The organism is Pseudomonas sp. OST1909 (genome assembly GCF_015277575.1).
In the GTDB taxonomy this organism is placed as follows: Bacteria; Pseudomonadota; Gammaproteobacteria; order Pseudomonadales; family Pseudomonadaceae; genus Aquipseudomonas; species Aquipseudomonas synxantha_A.
Genome location: NZ_CP063780.1, coordinates 1,807,573 through 1,824,969 on the forward strand (window position 1 = coordinate 1,807,573; position 17,397 = coordinate 1,824,969).

The following is a 17,397-nucleotide window of genomic DNA, read 5'->3' on the forward strand; positions in this document are numbered from 1 at the left end:
CTTAATGGCTCGGCCCGAGAAAGGCTAGCCAGCGGCGCTCCGCCAGGCGGAACAGGCCGACCAGGGCAAAGGTCACCGCCAGGTAGATCAACGCGGCGATGCCAAATGATTGAAAGGTCATGAAGGTGGCGGAGTTGGCGTCCCGTGCCACTTTGAGGATGTCCGGGATCGTTGCGGTAAATGCCACCGTGGTCGAGTGCAGCATCAGGATCACTTCGTTGCTGTAGTAGGGCAACGCACGGCGCAGCGCTGACGGCATGATCACGTAGGCGTACAACTTCCAGCCGCTGAGGCCGTAAGCCTTGGCCGCCTCGACTTCGCCATGCGCCATGCTGCGGATCGCCCCGGCGAAAATCTCCGTGGTGTAGGCGCAAGTATTGAGCGCGAAGGCCAGGATGGTGCAGTTCATCGCGTCGCGAAAAAACGCATCCAGCAGCGGTTGTTCGCGTACGGCGGCAATGCTGTAGATACCGGTGTAGCAGATCAGCAACTGGATATAGAGCGGCGTACCGCGAAATAGGTAGGTGTAGAACTGCACCGGCCAACGTACCAGGCGCTTGCGCGAGACGCGGGCGATGGACAGCGGGATCGACACCAGAAAGCCGATGACCAGTGCAGCCGTCAGCAACCACATCGTCATGGCAAGGCCGGTGACGTGCTGGCCGTCGCTATAAAGGAAGGGGCGCCAGTATTCCTGCAATAGCTCGATCATCGCACTGCCTCCCGGGCGCCGGCGGAGTAGCGACGTTCCAGACGGCGCAAGACAAAGTTGGAGGCGCTGGTGATCAACAGGTAGATCAGCGCGGCGAGTACCAGGAAGTAGAACAGTTGATAGGTACTTTTTCCCGCATCCTGGGCGGCTTTCACCAGGTCTGCCAGGCCGATGATCGATACCAGCGCGGTGGCCTTGAGCATCACCATCCAGTTATTGCCGATGCCCGGCAGGGCGAAGCGCATCATCTGCGGGAAGGTCACGTAGCGAAACCGCTGCCCGCGCTTGAGCCCGTAAGCAGTGGCGGCTTCCAGTTGGCCGCGGGGCACGGCGAGGATAGCGCCGCGAAACGTTTCGGTGAAATAGGCACCGTAGATAAAGCCCAGGGTGATCACCCCGGCGCTGAACGGGTCGATCTCGATGTATTCCCATTCCATGAAGTCGGTAAAGCTGCTGAGCCAGGTTTGCAGGCTGTAGAAAATCAGCAGCATCAGCACCAGGTCGGGCACCCCGCGAATCAGCGTGGTGTAGAGCTGGGCGGGGATACGCAGGAACGGCAGGCTGGACAGTTTGGCGCTGGCGCCGAGCAGGCCCAGCAGTACGCTGACGGCCAGGGACAGCACCGACAACTTGATGGTCATCCAGGTGCCTTGCAGCAACAGCGGGCCGAAACCCTTCAAGCTGAGCGCGCTCAACCCGAGGGTTTGCAACAGTTCTTCGAACATAAATCAGGACCTATGGCGATAGAAAAGCGCCCCTGCAGGGAGGGGCGCTCCAGGCATTATTTGCCGCTGTACAGGTTCAAATCGCCAAAGTGTTTCTTCTGGATGGTGGCGTAGGTGCCATCATCGTGTAACGCTTTGATACCTTTATCCAAAAGCGCCTTCAGTTCAGTGTTACCTTTTTTGATACCGACCGCGGTTTTCGAGGGCAGCAACGGGTCGTCGATGGCGGCGCTGACTTCATAACCGGTACCGGCCGGCGACTTGAGAAAGCCCAGTTCGGCTTGCAGCATGTCCTGCACCGACGCGTCGAGGCGGCCGGAGGTCAGGTCGGCATACACCTGATCCTGGTTGGCGTAGGCCTTGGTGGTTACCCCGGCTTTGTCCAGCACGGCCTTGGCGTAGGCTTCTTGGATGGTGCCTTGCTCGTAGCCCACGGACTTGCCCTTGAGGGACTCAGGTGTCGAGTAGCCAGCCCCTTTTTTGAACACCAGCGACGTGGGGCCGGAGAACAGCTCGGTGGAGAAGTCGATTGCCTTTTCGCGCACCGGCGTTACGGTCATGGATGAAATCACGCCATCGAACTTGTTGGCTTTGAGGCCCGGGATCATGCCGTCAAAGTCACTTTCAACCCACTTGCACTTGACCTTCAGCTCCGCGCAGATCGCATTGCCCAGGTCGATATCGAAGCCAACCAGGCTGCCGTCGGCGGCTTTGGATTCGAACGGTGCGTAGGACGGGTCGACACCAAAACGCAATTCCTTGTATTCCTTGGCGGTAGCGACACCAGCGGCCATGCACAGAGCCAGTGCAGAAAGGGTCAGCAATGCTTTTTTCATTATGTATTCCCTGGAAACCAAGATAAGCGCTTGTGGCGCGTTTAGGACTGTTACTGAACGGTGTCAGACGCAGCACAAGTAGCAATTTCTGCACCATAGTTCCGGACGGGCTTTTTAAAAGGTGGGATAAGGCAAGGCTGAGTGTAGGAGATGCCCGAAAATGGGCATCTGAAAATGGGTGCACCATTGCAGGTCTGTGGAGATCCCACAGGGATTTAGGTCAAGTCAGTAGGTCCTGCAGTGTGGCGAGGTTGTCAGCCTCTTCCACCGTCTTGTCCTGACGCCAGCGCAACATGCGCGGAAACCGCACCGCAATCCCGCTCTTGTGCCGTTTGGACAGGGCGATACCCTCAAACCCCAACTCAAACACCATGCTTGGCGTCACGCTGCTGACCGGGCCGAACTTCTCCACGGTAGTTTTGCGCACAATCGCATCGACTTTGCGCATTTCCTCGTCGGTCAGCCCGGAATAGGCCTTGGCGAACGGCACCAGCGTGCGCTCGCTGCCCGGCGGGCCGTCCCATACCGCGAAGGTGTAGTCGCTGTACAGGCTGGCGCGCCGGCCATGGCCGCGCTGGGCGTAGATCAACACGGCGTCGACGCTGAAGGGGTCGACCTTCCATTTGAACCACAGGCCCATGTCCTTGGTGCGGCCCACACCGTACAGGCCCTTGCGATCCTTGAGCATCATGCCTTCAACACCAAGGCTGCGAGAGGCTTCGCGCTGGGTCGCCAGCGCTGCCCAGGTTGGCCCCTCGATCAGCGGCGAAGGCAACAGCACCGGTTGGTTGCACGCGGCAATCACCTGTTCCAATTGCGTGCGGCGCTCGGCCTGGATGTGGTTGCGCCAGTCGTCGCCCTGATACTCCAGAAGGTCGTAAGCGAGCACGGCGACGGGCGCATCCTCAAGTACCTTTTTACTCAGGGTTTTGCGACCGATCCGCTGTTGCAGCAGCGCGAAGGGTTGCACCGCGTCTTTCCACACCACGATTTCGCCATCGATCACCGTGCCGTCGGGCAGGCCACTGACCAGGCTGTGAAGCTCGGGGAAACGCTCGGTCACCAACTCTTCACCCCGTGACCAGATCCACAGGCGCCCCTCGCGCTTGACCAACTGCGCACGGATGCCATCGAACTTCCATTCCACCTGCCAGTCGGCGGGGGAGCCGAGCAGGCTGTCGAATTGCTCGACGGGTTGCGCCAGCCCGTGGGCGAGAAAAAACGGATATGGCTGCCCGCCACGTTGTGCATGTTCGTCGGATGATTCGGCAGCGATCAGCTTGAGATAGCCCTCGGCTGTAGGACGGTTGGACAGGTCGGTATAACCCACCAACCGCTGCGCCACGCGCTTGCTATCCAGATTGGCCATGGCGGCAAGGGCGCGGGTAACCAGCAGTTTGGAGACGCCGACGCGAAAGCTGCCGGTGATCAACTTGATGCACACCATCAGGCTCGGTTGATCCAGTTGCGCCCATAACGCAGGCAGGCGCTCGGCAAGGTCCATGGGTGAAAGGCCGCGCAGAGGCAGCAGTTTTTCTTCCAGCCACACGGCAAGCCCGTCTTCAGAGCTGTAGGTCGATTCGGGGAGCAGCAGGGAGATGGTTTCGGCCAGGTCGCCTACGGACTGGTAGCTCTCTTCAAACAGCCACGGCTCGATGCTCGCCGCCTCAGTCGCCATATCCCTGAGCAAGCGTGTGGGCACCAGTTGCCGTGGTCGCCCGCCGGAGAGGAAGTACACCGCCCATGCCGCATCTTCCGGCGGCGCTTGCAGGAAGTAGGCTTGCAGGGCTGCGAGCTTGGCATTGCTGGAGGTAGTGGCGTCGAGGTTGGCGTACAGCTCGGCGAAGGCTTTCATGCCGTGGCCTCTTCTTCGTCATCACCGTATTCGGTGCTGAAGCCCTGGGCGTCCAGGCCCTTTTCTCGCAGGTGGCGTACCAGCACGCCGACCGAACCGTGGGTAACCATCACCCGTTCGGCGCCGGTTTGTTCGATGGCCCACAACAGCCCGGGCCAATCGGCGTGGTCCGACAGCACAAAGCCGCGATCCACCCCGCGCCGGCGTCGTGTACCGCGCAGGCGCATCCAGCCGCTGGCGAAGGCGTCGCTGTAGTCGCCAAAACGGCGCATCCAGGTGCTGCCGCCGGCGGAGGGCGGGGCGATGATCAAGGCTTGGCGCAGTAACGGGTCGGTCTTTTTGAAATCCCCGGCATACAGGGTTTCGGGAATGTAGATGCCGGCCTCGCGGTAGACCCGGTTCAGCGGCTCGACGGCGCCATGGCTGAGGATCGGACCGATGCTGGCGTCGAGGCCATGCAGAATGCGCTGGGCCTTGCCGAAGGAATAGCAGAACAGCACGCTGGCCTTGCCCGTGGCGATATTGGCCTGCCACCAGTCATTGATCCCGGCAAAGATCTGCGCTTGGGGCTGCCATCGGTAGATCGGCAGGCCAAAAGTGGATTCGGTGATAAAGGTGTGGCAACGCACCGGCTCGAAAGGCGCACAGGTGCCATCGGGTTCGACCTTATAGTCGCCGGACGCGACCCAGACTTCACCCTGATATTCCAGGCGCACCTGAGCCGAACCGAGCACGTGCCCGGCCGGATGGAAACTCAAGGTCACGCCGTGATGCAGCAACTGCTCACCGTAGGCCAGGGTTTGCAGGTTGATGTCCTGGCCCAGGCGCCAGCGCAGGATATCTTCGCCGGGGGCGGCGGCCAGGTAATGTTGGTTGCCGGTGCGCGCATGATCGCCGTGGGCGTGGGTGATCACGGCGCGCTCCACCGGGCGCCAGGGGTCGATGTAAAAATCACCGGCAGGGCAGTAGAGGCCTTCGGGGCGGGCGATGACGAGGTCCATGGGGTGACCGGGGCTGGGGGCTTGTTAGTTATGAGGCGGGGCTGGGTGTAGAAGTTCTATCTGAATGCATGGGATCCAAATGTGGGAGGGGGCTTGCTCCCGATAGCAGTAGTTCAGTCAATGAATGTGTTGACTGTCACACCGCTATCGGGAGCAAGCCCCCCTCCCACATTCTGGATTCGGTTTCTTCTGGGAAACCGGATTACTTGCCGGGCGTGAGGGTCAACCTGGTCTTGCCATACACCTTTTCAAAGTTCTGCGGCTGCATCGGGAAGCTCAGGTATTGCGCCTTGAGCGACGGGTCAATGCCGTTGGCATAGTTCGGGCTGGCCGGGTTGCCGGACTGGCCGATACCGCCCTGGCCCAGCATGGGTTCGGCCAGGCCGAAGTCGATGATCATGCGCAGCGCCGACACCTGGGTGGTGTTGAAATCCTCACCCCAGTTATACGGCGCCGGGTTCAAGGTGTTGTGGTCGCCACCACTGGCGAAGGGGCCGCGAATCACCTGGCCACTGGTGTTTTTCCAGGTGGTGCTGTGCAGCTTGCCCCACTGCCAGGCTTTGTGATCGGCACCCAGTTGGCTGTCACCGGCAGTGATAGCGGCGGCAAGCGTGCGGGCCAGGATCGCCGGTTTGTCTTCTTTTTGCGGTGTACGCGTGTCATCCCAGAACGGACTGTCTTCGCGGCCCAGCAGGTGGTCGGCGATGGCTGAGTAGGACAGGCTGGCGTTGCTGACAAAGGCTTTCCAGCTGGCGCTGTCTTGCGGGCCGAGTTTGTCGAGGAAAATCTGCCTGGCGCTTTCCTGCAGGAACAGCTCGTAGATCGCCGCGTCAGCCGAGGTTGGCGCAAGGCGACCATCGAATGCCATCAGGCGCTCCAGTGCTTCGCGAGCCTTGACGCGCTCCGCTGGCGGCAGGGCGTCGATTGCCTGCTTGAGCGGCTGGGCCATGCCCGGGGCCTGGAACATGCTCTTGAGCTTGGCGGCGAAGGTCGTGGTCTGGTCGTATTGCATGGCGATCAGGCTGCGGCTGTCATGCTTGCCGGCACCGGCCAGTTGCGCGAGGCGTTCGCTGCGCTCCGGTGCATCCCAGGAGTTGGACAGTTGCATCCCGTAGCCACGCGGTGCGGTGCGCTGGTTGGCCGTGCCGATCCAGCCCTGGGCCGGGTCCTGGTCGTAGGGGTGCAGCATCGCATCGGCATAACCGTCCCAGTCAAAGCGCGTGTCCCAACCCGGCGATGGCAACAGGCCCTCGCCCTCGCGGCGGTTGGGGAAGCGGCCGGTGACTTGCCAGCCGATATTGCTGGCGTCGGCAAAGATCATGTTCAACGCGATGGCGCGAATCTCGCGAGTGGCGTCCGAGGCCTTGCCGGCGTTTTGCGCACGGGACAGGTCGAAGAACGCGTCCAGGCTCTTGTCGTCCTTGAAAGCAGCAGTCTGCAGGGCCAGGCCGAGACCGCTGGTGAGGGCCTGGCTGCTATTGAGCAACGCACCGTGACGGGTTTCGTACACCGTTTCGCGAATCGAGCGCTGGCCCTTGATAAAGAAGGTTTCGTTGCGCACGCCAGCCGGCAGCCATTTGCCGTTGTTCTCGTAGTACAACGCGTTGCCCTGGCGCTTGACCTTCTCCAGGAACAGGTCCTGGGTGTCGCCCTTGACCGCGCTCATGCTCCACGCCACCTTGCCGTTGAAACCGGACAGCAGGGTCGGCAGGCCAGCGATCGAAGCACCCACGGCCTGATATTTAGGCGCGCGAATCTGCACGTAGCTCCATGGCGACGGGGCTTGTGGCGTGGCGGCGATATCGTTGGCGAGCAGGCTTTTGCCGCTGCGGCTGCGTTGCGGGGCGATGGCCCAGTTGCTTGAGGTGGTGACCCCGAGCGTGTTGAGGCCGCTCAACTGCTGGCTTACGGTGTCCAGGGCGGCGAGGCCGCTGATCTGCCCCAGGTTCACGCCCTTGAGCTTGTCGGCCTCGGCCAGCGGCACGGCTTCGTCCGGCGCGCTTGGGATGAGCCAGGCGAGTTTGTCGACGCCGACCTTTTGCGCCAGCACCAAGGACGAAATCTCTTCCTGCAGGTTGCTCGACTCACTGAAATTGAGCAGGCAGAACAGTAGCGCCGAGTCTTCCGGCTTCCAGTATTCGGGTGTGTAACCGCTTTGTGCCAGGTCCGCCGGCAGCTTGTCGCGATAGCGGAACAGGTAGGCATTGACGCCCCGGGCATACACTTCAAAGAAGCGCTTGAGGCGCGGCGACGAGGCGTTGTACAGCTCGCCCGCGCTTTTCTTGAGGTTGACCGCACGCATGAAACGGTCGACATCCAGCACTTGAGGCCCGGACATTTCCGCCAGGCGGCCCTGTGCCAGCAGGCGCAAGGTGACCATCTGGGCAATGCGGTCGCTGGCGTGCACATAACCAAGGCTGAACAGCGCGTCGTGGAAGGTGTTGCTTTCGATCAGCGGCATGCCTTGGGCATTGCGGCGTATCGATACATTCTGTGCCAGGCCCTTGATTGGCTGTACGCCAGCCACAGGTGGCAGGGTGTCCTGGGTGTTCTGGAGCTGGCAACCCGCCAGGCCCAAGGCACTGGCCACTGCCGCGGCAACGCCGAACCGGGGAAGAAAGTGTAAGAGGGCTGGCGAGGCCATGGCAAAGCTCCTGCGGGGGGGTAGCGTCAGTAAAGGCGCTACGTTAGTGAGCGCGGCGAAACGACGCAAGCGGGAGTTGTGTAATTGCGTGAGTGCTCAAGCTATGTGCAAATCAATGTAGGAGGGAGAAAGCCCCCTCCCACATTTTGATCATCAGTGCGGCTTATGCGCCATGGCACTTCTTGAATTTCTTCTCGCTGCCGCACGGGCAAGGATCGTTGCGGCCAACATCCTTCAAGGCGTTGCGCACCGGTTCCTGGTGAGCGTGGCCGCAGTTCGGCCCGTGGACATGGCCGTGGTCGTGATCATGGTGATCGTGATCGTGGTTGCAGTCAGGACCATGGACATGGGGTTGCTGAGTCATCGATGTTGCTCCGGAATAAAATCGCCGGGGATTATCTCGCCATTGTGAGCCACCTGCACGTCATTACCGATGAATAATCCGGTTTTCAGCTCGCCCTCCAGGCGATAGGGCACGGGGCGCTCGGGATTTTTCAGCATCTGCACCACATCGCGTACGCGTGGCCAGAGGTTGGTGCGTACCGAGACCCGGAAGACTTTATGACCGCGCGGCGGCACGGTCAGCCATTCATTGGATTCGCCTTCGGTCAACACCAGATCGCCAAGGGTGACCTTGTAGATCAGGCCGCGCACGGTCAGGTCGGCATCGTCGCGGTTGTCCACGCGAAAGTAGAGTTTGAATTTCTGCTCCAGCAGCTTGGCGCGCACGACTTCGACCTTCACCAGCGATACGTGAGGCGGCGGCGAGTCATCTTCGAACCACGAGGCGCAGCCGGTCAGGCCCAGGGTTAACGCCAGCATCAAGCTATAAATCCGAAGCATGGCGTTATCCCTGTGAGTGAATTAAAGGTAGCTGGAACAGCACTTCTTGAACTTCTGCCCACTGCCGCACAGGCACGCGTCATTACGCCCGGCCTTCAGTTCCACCGTAGGGTCGATGAAGTACCAGCGCCCCTCATTCTGTACGAAAGAAGACTGCTCGCGGTGGCTATGTTCGCCGGTGCTGTCATGCCAGCGCGCAGTAAAGGTGACGAACGCGTGTTCCGGCTGGCCGCCGAAGACCTCGGAGCTTTCCACCTCAAGGCCCAGCCAGGTGCTCTGCGCACTCCAGGCGGCGATGGCGTCGCGGTCCATACCGGCCTGTTGCGCGGGCAGGGTGGTGGCCACCAGGTAATCGACCAGGCCCAGCACATAGGCGCTGTAGCGCGAGCGCATCAACGCACTGGCACAGGGCGCCGGGTGGCCGGCGTGATAATGGCCGCAGCAGGCATCCAGCAGATTGCCGCTGCCGCACGGGCAAATGGATGTACTCATTGGTTCTGGAGCCTTGCTAACAGTTATATGTGTTTTATCTTCCATAAATCAGTCGCTTACCTAAATTAACTTTTTTCACTTATTTCAAGCGCGTGTAGTAAATGAGCGACCGCCAATCTGCCTCATTGCAGGTCCACGGCAAGCCTCATCGAGCGTTCGTCAGAGGTGAAGGTTAGTCTATGAGGGTCATGCTATACGGAATCGCCGATGGCATGACATTCAAACTTAATTGTCTTTATACGCTTACCACAGCGGTTGCTGACGGATCTAACAGGTCGCCCTTACCACTATCCGTATTTTGATTTTCGCTTCCACTCAACTCGGGAGCGTTCTCATTCATCGGTCGATACAGAGGCGACCCCTCGAAAACTGAGAGTCGCGGGGGTTGCCTATGGAATCAGCGGGCGGAAGCGCGAATTACCATAGTCAGCTACATAGTCGGCCATGGTTTACGCGGCATAAAAGTAAGCGCTTGAGATTGAAATCTTTACTTTGTGCAGATGATTCCCGGGCTCAGATTTCACGCAGCTGCGGGCAAAAAAGGCATTTTGAGCAGTCAGTACGCGGGCAGTCTGGAAATACCGGCTTTTTCAACACAATCGGCTGGATAGCGACGGTCTGGCTCAGACCGTCGCAGTGTTGGTTAAACCTCTGTCTGCTCTGCCATTTCCAAAGCATCATCGACCTCGATGCCCAAGTACCTGACAGTGCTTTCGAGTTTCATATGACCAAGCAGGAGTTGGACAGCTCTCAGATTCTTCGTCCTGCGATAGATCAACGATGCCTTGGTTCGCCGTAGGGTGGGCACCTGACGCCTATGCGGCTTACGCGCGGGATCTCGATGGGAACAAACTGGCTGCGTACTGTTTCAAGCCAGCCTAAGCTTAAAGACGAGGCATCCTTGGATGCTTCGTCATTAGTCCTTACTCGCAAGGATTATTAACCGTAAGGTTGCAACGGTGGCTTGACCAAGCCCATATAACTTTGGTCTTCAAACGACAGCTGGCCGTTTGCTGCCTATCGAGAATGGCCTCAACTGGCCCCAAATTTTGCTTTTCCTTCCTTGGAAAAGCCTTTGGATACTTAGCTGCGAGCTTGCGCCCGAGCATGGAACACAAAGCCGATGCTGTTCATCAGCAGCTGTGCAGCAAGGATGGAGGTCATGCCGGTCGGGTCGTAGGCCGGTGCCACTTCCACTAGGTCCATCCCAACGATACGACCCTGGCATCGGTTAGCCAGTGCCTGGATGATTTCCAGGACCTCGTAGTATTGGAAGCCTCCGTGGCTCGGCGTGCCAGTACCGGGGGCGATCGATGGATCGAAGCCATCGATATCAATTGTGATGTAGTAGGACTCGCACTCGGGAATCAGGCCCAGTACGCCCTGACTGCCTAGCTCGCGTACATCGCGGACCGAGAGAATCTTCGAGCCAGCCTCGCGGGCCGCGTTGTAGTCGTCTCGATTGGACGAGGAAACGTTGCGGATTCCCATCTGGGTCATGCCAACAATGTGGTTCATTTCCGATGCACGGCGCAGCGGGTTGCCGTGTCCATAGCGCACTCCATGTCGCTCGTCGACAAAGTCCAGGTGCGCATCGAAGTGAATGATATGAATTGGTCCACGACCTTCAAAGGCTTTGATAACCGGGGCATGGACTGAGTGATCGCCACCCAGTACCACGGGCATCGCACCTGCTTCAAGCAACTTGCGTACGGCAAATTCAATGTTGTTGTTGCTGCTTTTCATATCGGTATGAACGATATCTGCGTCACCCACATCAACGATGCGCACGTCCTGCGATTGCAGGTACATCACGTCGTCTTCGAAGTCATAGGCACCGGCATGGCCGAATGAGAACAATGTCGATGCCTCGCGGATCCCTCGCGGTCCAAAGCGAGCGCCCGAGCGCCATTGAGTACCCATGTCATTGGGCGCGCCAAGCACCGCAACATCCGCATCGATCGCCTCCCAGTCAGTACAGACGGGTGATTTGGCAAAAGTGCAATGGCCGACAAAGGGCAGGTTCAGGCGTCCGCTTTCATAGCTGTTATTGGACATTTCAGGCGTCTCCACATTGTTATTTTTTTGGATGAAAGACGAGATGGATGCATCTCGAATACGCCTCAATATCGGCTTTACTCGCGGACGAAAAAATGATGATCTAGCGATACGTAAATCGCTATTTCCGATGTAATCCCCGCCATGAGGTGCGAGATGATCCAGTTGCACGATGTCGACCTGAAACTACTCAGGGTGTTCGGTACCATCGTCAAATGCGGTGGGTTTTCTGCCGCTCAGGCTGCGCTCAACGTAGCCCAATCCACCATCAGTGAGCAGATGGCCCATCTTGAGGTCAGGCTCGGGGTCAAACTTTGCGAGCGGGGCCGCAGTGGCTTTCGCTTGACCGAACAAGGGCAGGCCATCTATGCAGCCACCCAACGCTTGCTTGGCGCAGTGGAGGACTTTTGCGTGGACGCCGATATGCTCAAGCGCGAGGTCAGCGGGACTCTCAATCTGGGCGTGATCGACACCACCATCACCGACCCGGTATGCCCGCTGAAACAAACCACTCAGCGTTTTGTGCAGCGCGGTCACGAGGTGCACTTGAATGTGTACATCGGGACGCCGGCGGAGCTGGAAGAGCGCGTCATCGATGGCCGTTTGCATCTGGCGGTCGGGCATTTTCCGTTTCGTGTACCGGGGTTGTCGTACTCACCGTTGTATCAAGAGAGCCATGGTTTTTTTTGCGGTCGCAACCATGTGCTGTTTGGCCTGCAAGAGCCCAAAGTCAACCTGCTGGAGCGCATCGCGGCCAGCAGGATCGTCGCGCGAGGCTACCTGCAACATCGCGACCTTCAGGCATTGGGTGTGGACAAGGCGGCTGCAACGGTGGACAACGTCGAAGCTCAGGCAATGCTCATACTCTCCGGCGCTTATGCGGGATTTTTACCGGAGCATTATGCCCGGCAGTGGGTGGCAACCGGCGACCTTGAGCATCTAGGTGCTGGTCGTCTGCGCCTGCTTTCCACCTTCGAAATCATCACTCGGCGCGGTATCGCATCACCGTTGATACTAAGGGCTTTTCTCGACGAGTTAATGCAATGCGCTCGGGCACTCGCCAAAGATCTTTGATCTAACCCCCATAGACCGAGGTGCATCTTGCGAATCCATGTCACTTTCAATGATCGCGTCGGCATTACCCAAGAAGTCCTGGCATTGCTCGGTGCACGCAATCTCAACTTGGACGCGGTGGAGATGATTCCGCCCAACGTTTACATCGATGCACCGGACCTGAGCCAGACGGTGCTGGACGAACTTAACTACGCGCTGTTGCGCATAAAGGGCGTCAAAGGCGTGGAACTGGTTGACATGCTTCCGGGTCAACGGCGCCGGCTGCAATTGGATGCACTGTTGGGAGCGATGAGCGATCCGGTATTGGCGGTGGATCCTGGCGGTTATGTACTGTTGGCCAACCCCAAGCTGGTCAGTTTGTACGGCAGTGATCCCACGGGAGAGCCGCTGTCGAATCTGTTCTCCGAGCCAGACCTGGCAAGGTCCCTAGTCGACAAGGGATTTAGATTGCCGATGTGCGAGGTGAACTTCAAAGGGCATGACCTGCTGCTCGATGCCACTCCAATCACCGGTACAGCACAGAGTTCACGGTTTCTCGCCGGTGGTTTGCTGACCCTCTACCCGCCGAGCCGCATTGGCGAGCGCCTGGCTTCACTGCATCACGATCACGCGGAAGGGCTGGACGCGTTGTTAGGAAAATCACCGGCGCTCAAACAGTTGAAGACGCGTCTGCACAAAGTGGCGGGACTTGACGCGCCATTGTTGATTCAAGGCGAAACGGGAACAGGCAAGGAGTTGGTCGCGCGGGCCTGTCACGCCATGAGCACGCGGCGTGACGCGCCATTCCTGGCACTGAACTGTGCTGCGCTTCCGGAAAGCCTGGCCGAGAGTGAATTGTTCGGCTATTCGGCCGGTGCGTTTACCGGCGCCCAGCGCGGCGGGAAGCCCGGGTTGCTGGAACTCTCGGATCGCGGCACGGTGTTCCTCGATGAAGTGGGCGAGATGTCGCCCTACCTGCAAGCCAAACTGCTTCGCTTTCTCAGTGACGGATGCTTCCGCCGCGTCGGTGGCGACCGCGAGGTGCATGTCAACGTCCGGGTGCTGTGCGCCACCCACCGCAATTTGGAACGCATGGTGACCGAGGGCAGTTTTCGCGAAGATCTCTACTACCGCCTCAATGTCCTGAACCTGATGGTACCGGCGCTTCGCGAGCGCGGGCTGGACATCCTGCTGCTGGCCGAACACTTCTTGCGCCAGGCCTGCGAACAGATCCAGCGCACGCCTTGTTGGCTGTCGCCTGCGACTCATCCGCTGTTACTGGGAAACCGATGGTCAGGCAATGTCCGCCAATTGCAGAATGTGATTTTCCGCGCGGCCGCGATCAACGAAGGGGATGTGATCGACTGCGATGGTCTTGAGTTGGCCGGCACTGAGCTGATCAGTCAGAAGACGGATGACGAGGAGGTGGTTAGCCTCGAAAACGCGGTGCAGGATTTCGAAAAATCTTTGTTGGAGCGGTTCTACCTGGCCTATCCCTCGACCCGCCAATTGGCCCTGCGCCTGCAAACATCACACACCGCCATCGGGCAGCGCTTGCGCAAGTACGGGATCGGATCGCGTTCTTAGCGTGTTGGGTTGAAGCGAGGGCGGTTCGAAAACGCTCCAGTGGAGCACTTTCGCTCCATCGGCAAGCAAGCCGCGCCAGCGTTGGCTAAAGCCGGATTTAACACAATAATACCGACTGAAAATCTGGAGCGATTTCGTTCCGAGCGCTCTGTCACGTCCTTCAAAAACAAAATAACTTAATGATAAATAACGGGAAAATATAACTGGCATCACCTTTGCTCTTGTTCCATCAGCCAAGCCGACTATCCGCTGGCACATTGACAACAAGAGGAAAATCCATGAGTACGCTGCGTTTCACTCCCGAGCATGAATGGTTACGTCTGGAAGAGTCCGGCGAGTTGACCGTGGGTATCACCACTTTTGCCCAAGAGGCATTGGGGGATGTGGTTTTTGTGCAATTGCCAGACCTGGGGCAGTTCGCGGAAGGACATGAGGTGGCAGTGCTGGAGTCGGTGAAAGCCGCGAGCAATATCAGCATGCCGTTGACGGGGGAAGTAGTAGCAGTCAATCAGGCACTGTCTGATGACCCCGAGCTGGTGAACGCCTCGCCAATGAATGATGGCTGGTTCTTCCGAATCCGCATCGACAGCCTGGAGGCCCTCGACGATCTGCTGGATCAGGAAGGCTACGACCGTTTCGTCGCCGAAAACGCCTGAGCCGGAGGTCGAGATGAACAAGCCACAGATCCCGCTGGGCACGGACAATGAGTTCATAGCCCGCCACATCGGCCCTCGCGACGAAGACATCAGCGCCATGTTGATGCTGACCGGCCATGACTCGCTTGAAGCACTGATCGACAGTGTCGTGCCACAGAGCATCAAGGGCACCAGCGTGCTGGAGTTGTCGGCGGGGCAGGGCGAAGCCGAGGCGCTCGCCGCGATCAAAGCCATTGCCGGAAAAAACCAGCTGTTGCGCAACTACATTGGCCAGGGTTATCACCCATGCCATACACCAACGCCGATCCTGCGCAACCTGCTGGAGAACCCGGCGTGGTACACCGCTTACACGCCGTATCAACCGGAAATTTCCCAGGGCCGACTGGAAGCGCTGCTAAATTTCCAGACCTTGATCAGCGACCTGACCGGCATGGAGATCGCCAACGCATCGTTGCTCGATGAAGCGACAGCGGCGGCCGAAGCCATGACCTTCTGCAAGCGTCTGGCGAAAAACAAAGCCCCGGCGTTTTTTGTCTCGCGCCACTGCCACCCGCAAACCCTCAACGTGCTGCGCACCCGCGCGGAACCATTGAACATCGAGGTGGTGATCGGTGATGAAGCGGAGCTTGAGCAAGAAGGGCTCGACGGCTATTTCGGCCTGCTGCTGCAATACCCCGCCAGTACCGGCGACATTGCCGATCACCGTTCGCTGGTACAACGCGCCCACGAGGTCGGCGCGTTGGTTGCGGTCGCGGCTGATCTGCTGGCACTGACCCTGCTGATACCACCGGGTGAATTCGGCGCTGATGTGGTGCTGGGCAGCGCGCAACGCTTTGGCGTGCCGCTGGGTTTTGGCGGACCGCACGCGGCTTACTTTGCGACACGCGACGGCTTTAAGCGGGACATGCCGGGGCGGCTGGTCGGGGTTTCCATCGACCGTCATGGCAACCCGGCCCTGCGCCTGGCGATGCAAACCCGCGAGCAACACATTCGTCGCGAAAAAGCCACGAGCAATATCTGCACCGCGCAAGTGCTGCTGGCCAATATCGCCAGTATGTACGCGGTCTACCATGGTCCCAAGGGCCTAGCCGACATCGCGCGACGGGTGCACCGCTTTACGTCGATCCTGGCCCAGGGCCTGCAACAACTCGGGCATCAGGTCGAGCAATACCATTTCTTCGACACCATCAGCGTGGTGCCCGTGATCCCGGTGCAAGCTGTGCACGACGCGGCCAGGTCGGCGCAGATCAACTTGCGGGCCATCGACCAATCGCGTGTCGGTCTGTCGCTGGATGAAACCTGTGAGCAGCAAAGCGTCGAAGCGCTGTGGGCGGTGTTTGCAAGCGAGGGACAGCCACTGCCGGACTTCGCCGCACTGGCCAACACCACGGTTGACTGCCTGCCGTTGCCGCTGTTGCGCGAGTCAGCGATTCTGCAACACGAGGTGTTCAATCGATATCACTCGGAAACCGAGCTGATGCGTTACCTCCGCAAACTGGCGGACAAGGACCTGGCGCTCGATCGCACCATGATTCCACTGGGCTCCTGTACCATGAAGCTCAACGCCGCCAGCGAAATGATCCCGATCACCTGGCCCGAGTTTGGCGCCTTGCATCCGTTCGCACCGACCGAGCAAACCCAAGGTTATCAGCAACTGATCGAGGAACTGGAAGCGATGCTCTGCGCGGCGACCGGTTACGACGCCATGTCATTGCAGCCGAACGCCGGTTCCCAGGGCGAATACGCGGGGCTGCTCGCCATTCGTGCGTATCATGCCAGTCGTGGTGATTCGAATCGCGATGTTTGCCTGATTCCGTCTTCCGCCCACGGCACCAACCCGGCCACCGCACAAATGGCCGGTATGCGTGTGGTGGTGGTCGATTGCGATGTCCGGGGTAACGTCGATGTGGCTGACCTGCTGAGCAAGGCGCAACTGCATCAGGATCGTCTGGCGGCATTGATGATCACCTACCCGTCGACCCATGGTGTGTTTGAAGAAGGCATCCGGCAGATCTGCGCGATCGTGCATGACCACGGCGGCCAGGTTTATCTGGATGGCGCCAACATGAACGCCATGGTCGGGCTCTGCGCACCGGGCAAGTTTGGCGGCGATGTCTCGCACCTGAACCTGCACAAGACCTTCTGCATTCCCCATGGCGGTGGCGGGCCGGGCGTGGGCCCGATTGGCGTCAAGGCACACCTGGCGCCGTTTTTGCCCGGGCATGAAGCCATGGTGCGCAAGCAAGGCGCAGTCTGCGCGGCCCCCTATGGCAGTGCGAGCATTCTGCCGATCACCTGGATGTATATGCGCATGATGGGCGGCGAAGGCCTCAAGCGCGCGTCGCAACTGGCCATCCTTAGCGCCAACTACATCGCCCGCCGGCTTGAGGACCATTATCCGGTGCTCTACACCGGGGAAAACGGCCTGGTAGCGCACGAATGCATCCTCGATCTGCGCCCCCTTAAAGAGAGCAGTGGCATCAGCGTGGAAGACGTGGCCAAGCGGCTGATCGATTTCGGCTTCCACGCGCCAACCATGTCCTTCCCGGTGGCCGGCACGCTGATGGTCGAGCCAACAGAAAGCGAATCCCTGGAAGAACTGGACCGGTTCTGCGAAGCGATGATCTGCATTCGCGAAGAGATTCGCGCCGTGGAAAGCGGTGGCCTCGATTCGCACGACAACCCCTTGAAAAACGCACCGCACACCGCTGCCGAACTGGTCGGTGATTGGAGCCATTGCTACAGCCGCGAATTGGCGGTGTACCCGTTGGGCGCGTTGCGCGACAGCAAATACTGGCCGCCGGTAGGTCGTGTCGACAATGTCTATGGCGACCGCAACCTGGCCTGTGCTTGCCCACCCATCTCAATTTACCAGGACGCTTGATCGTTGTGCCCGGACCCTGTCCGGGCCTTGCAAAGCGCTTTGTGTATACCC

At 59.4% G+C, this 17,397-nt stretch carries 14 protein-coding genes and 2 pseudogenes; 5 read left to right on the forward strand and 11 right to left on the reverse strand.

Going from position 1 to position 17,397, the window contains the following annotated elements; genetic code table 11:
• Nucleotide 1: 1 nt before the first annotated feature.
• From IH404_RS07875 to IH404_RS07920, 10 genes and pseudogenes are all read right to left on the reverse strand, one after another.
• Nucleotides 2-712 carry an ABC transporter permease gene (locus IH404_RS07875; protein WP_005785779.1) on the reverse strand — a complete coding sequence of 237 codons (711 nt, stop codon included), beginning with the start codon at nt 710-712 and terminating at the stop codon, nt 2-4.
• Nucleotides 709-1,437 (reverse strand): ABC transporter permease, encoded by a 729-nt coding sequence (locus IH404_RS07880; protein WP_005785781.1) that lies wholly within the window; start codon nt 1,435-1,437, stop codon nt 709-711. The genes IH404_RS07875 and IH404_RS07880 overlap by 4 nt, the downstream gene beginning before the upstream one ends.
• Before the next feature lie 56 nt (nt 1,438-1,493).
• Complete coding sequence (locus IH404_RS07885) at nt 1,494-2,273, reverse strand: transporter substrate-binding domain-containing protein (RefSeq protein WP_194440227.1); 780 nt, start codon at nt 2,271-2,273, stop codon at nt 1,494-1,496.
• A gap of 220 nt (nt 2,274-2,493) precedes the next feature.
• Complete coding sequence (locus IH404_RS07890; RefSeq protein ID WP_194440228.1) at nt 2,494-4,128, reverse strand: ATP-dependent DNA ligase; 1,635 nt, start codon at nt 4,126-4,128, stop codon at nt 2,494-2,496.
• Nucleotides 4,125-5,129, reverse strand: coding sequence for a ligase-associated DNA damage response exonuclease (locus IH404_RS07895; protein ID WP_194440229.1), 1,005 nt, complete (start codon nt 5,127-5,129; stop codon nt 4,125-4,127). The genes IH404_RS07890 and IH404_RS07895 overlap by 4 nt, the downstream gene beginning before the upstream one ends.
• A gap of 202 nt (nt 5,130-5,331) precedes the next feature.
• Nucleotides 5,332-7,773, reverse strand: a complete 2,442-nt coding sequence (locus tag IH404_RS07900; protein ID WP_194440230.1) for a penicillin acylase family protein — start codon at nt 7,771-7,773, stop codon at nt 5,332-5,334.
• Nucleotides 7,774-7,936: 163 nt separating this feature from the next.
• On the reverse strand, nt 7,937-8,137 hold the full coding sequence (locus tag IH404_RS07905) for an SEC-C metal-binding domain-containing protein (RefSeq protein WP_003189235.1): 201 nt from the start codon (nt 8,135-8,137) through the stop codon (nt 7,937-7,939).
• On the reverse strand, nt 8,134-8,616 hold the full coding sequence (locus IH404_RS07910; RefSeq protein ID WP_005785795.1) for an LEA type 2 family protein: 483 nt from the start codon (nt 8,614-8,616) through the stop codon (nt 8,134-8,136). Before IH404_RS07910 ends, IH404_RS07905 begins: the two co-directional genes overlap by 4 nt.
• A gap of 21 nt (nt 8,617-8,637) precedes the next feature.
• Nucleotides 8,638-9,108: a YchJ family protein gene (locus IH404_RS07915; protein WP_194440231.1), complete on the reverse strand. Its 471-nt coding sequence runs from the start codon at nt 9,106-9,108 to the stop codon at nt 8,638-8,640.
• Between the two features lie 643 nt (nt 9,109-9,751).
• Nucleotides 9,752-9,910 (reverse strand): annotated as a pseudogene (locus IH404_RS07920) (integrase); the annotation flags it as partial.
• Between IH404_RS07920 and IH404_RS27785 the strand changes: the two are divergent.
• Nucleotides 9,910-9,990: pseudogene (locus IH404_RS27785) on the forward strand (VOC family protein); the annotation flags it as partial. The pseudogenes IH404_RS07920 and IH404_RS27785 sit on opposite strands and share 1 nt — an antisense overlap.
• A gap of 201 nt (nt 9,991-10,191) precedes the next feature.
• Here IH404_RS27785 and speB read toward each other — a convergent pair.
• Nucleotides 10,192-11,166 carry an agmatinase gene (gene speB / locus IH404_RS07925; RefSeq protein ID WP_194440659.1) on the reverse strand — a complete coding sequence of 325 codons (975 nt, stop codon included), beginning with the start codon at nt 11,164-11,166 and terminating at the stop codon, nt 10,192-10,194.
• Between the two features lie 156 nt (nt 11,167-11,322).
• On the opposite strand from speB, the gene IH404_RS07930 reads away from it, so the two are divergent.
• The 4 genes from IH404_RS07930 to gcvP all read left to right on the forward strand — a co-directional run bounded on the left by IH404_RS07930 (nt 11,323) and on the right by gcvP (nt 17,346).
• A complete protein-coding gene (locus IH404_RS07930) occupies nt 11,323-12,240 on the forward strand; it encodes a LysR family transcriptional regulator (RefSeq protein ID WP_194440233.1) in 918 nt (305 codons plus the stop codon).
• 27 nt (nt 12,241-12,267) lie between these two features.
• Nucleotides 12,268-13,806 (forward strand): sigma-54-dependent transcriptional regulator, encoded by a 1,539-nt coding sequence (locus IH404_RS07935; RefSeq protein WP_194440234.1) that lies wholly within the window; start codon nt 12,268-12,270, stop codon nt 13,804-13,806.
• A gap of 278 nt (nt 13,807-14,084) precedes the next feature.
• Nucleotides 14,085-14,462 (forward strand): glycine cleavage system protein GcvH, encoded by a 378-nt coding sequence (gene gcvH / locus IH404_RS07940; RefSeq protein ID WP_194440235.1) that lies wholly within the window; start codon nt 14,085-14,087, stop codon nt 14,460-14,462.
• 13 nt (nt 14,463-14,475) lie between these two features.
• Complete coding sequence (gene gcvP, locus IH404_RS07945) at nt 14,476-17,346, forward strand: aminomethyl-transferring glycine dehydrogenase (RefSeq protein ID WP_194440236.1); 2,871 nt, start codon at nt 14,476-14,478, stop codon at nt 17,344-17,346.
• Nucleotides 17,347-17,397 lie beyond the last annotated feature (51 nt).

Excerpts from the sequence above, each read along its gene's own strand:
- IH404_RS07875 (WP_005785779.1), bottom strand. The coding sequence starts at position 712 with ATGATCGAGCTATTGCAGGAATACTGGCGCCCCTTCCTTTATAGCGAC.
- IH404_RS07880 (WP_005785781.1), bottom strand. The coding sequence starts at position 1,437 with ATGTTCGAAGAACTGTTGCAAACCCTCGGGTTGAGCGCGCTCAGCTTG.
- IH404_RS07885 (WP_194440227.1), bottom strand. The coding sequence starts at position 2,273 with ATGAAAAAAGCATTGCTGACCCTTTCTGCACTGGCTCTGTGCATGGCC.
- IH404_RS07890 (WP_194440228.1), bottom strand. The coding sequence starts at position 4,128 with ATGAAAGCCTTCGCCGAGCTGTACGCCAACCTCGACGCCACTACCTCC.
- IH404_RS07895 (WP_194440229.1), bottom strand. The coding sequence starts at position 5,129 with ATGGACCTCGTCATCGCCCGCCCCGAAGGCCTCTACTGCCCTGCCGGT.
- IH404_RS07900 (WP_194440230.1), bottom strand. The coding sequence starts at position 7,773 with ATGGCCTCGCCAGCCCTCTTACACTTTCTTCCCCGGTTCGGCGTTGCC.
- IH404_RS07905 (WP_003189235.1), bottom strand. The coding sequence starts at position 8,137 with ATGACTCAGCAACCCCATGTCCATGGTCCTGACTGCAACCACGATCAC.
- IH404_RS07910 (WP_005785795.1), bottom strand. The coding sequence starts at position 8,616 with ATGCTTCGGATTTATAGCTTGATGCTGGCGTTAACCCTGGGCCTGACC.
- IH404_RS07915 (WP_194440231.1), bottom strand. The coding sequence starts at position 9,108 with ATGAGTACATCCATTTGCCCGTGCGGCAGCGGCAATCTGCTGGATGCC.
- speB (WP_194440659.1), bottom strand. The coding sequence starts at position 11,166 with ATGTCCAATAACAGCTATGAAAGCGGACGCCTGAACCTGCCCTTTGTC.
- IH404_RS07930 (WP_194440233.1), top strand. The coding sequence starts at position 11,323 with ATGATCCAGTTGCACGATGTCGACCTGAAACTACTCAGGGTGTTCGGT.
- gcvH (WP_194440235.1), top strand. The coding sequence starts at position 14,085 with ATGAGTACGCTGCGTTTCACTCCCGAGCATGAATGGTTACGTCTGGAA.
- gcvP (WP_194440236.1), top strand. The coding sequence starts at position 14,476 with ATGAACAAGCCACAGATCCCGCTGGGCACGGACAATGAGTTCATAGCC.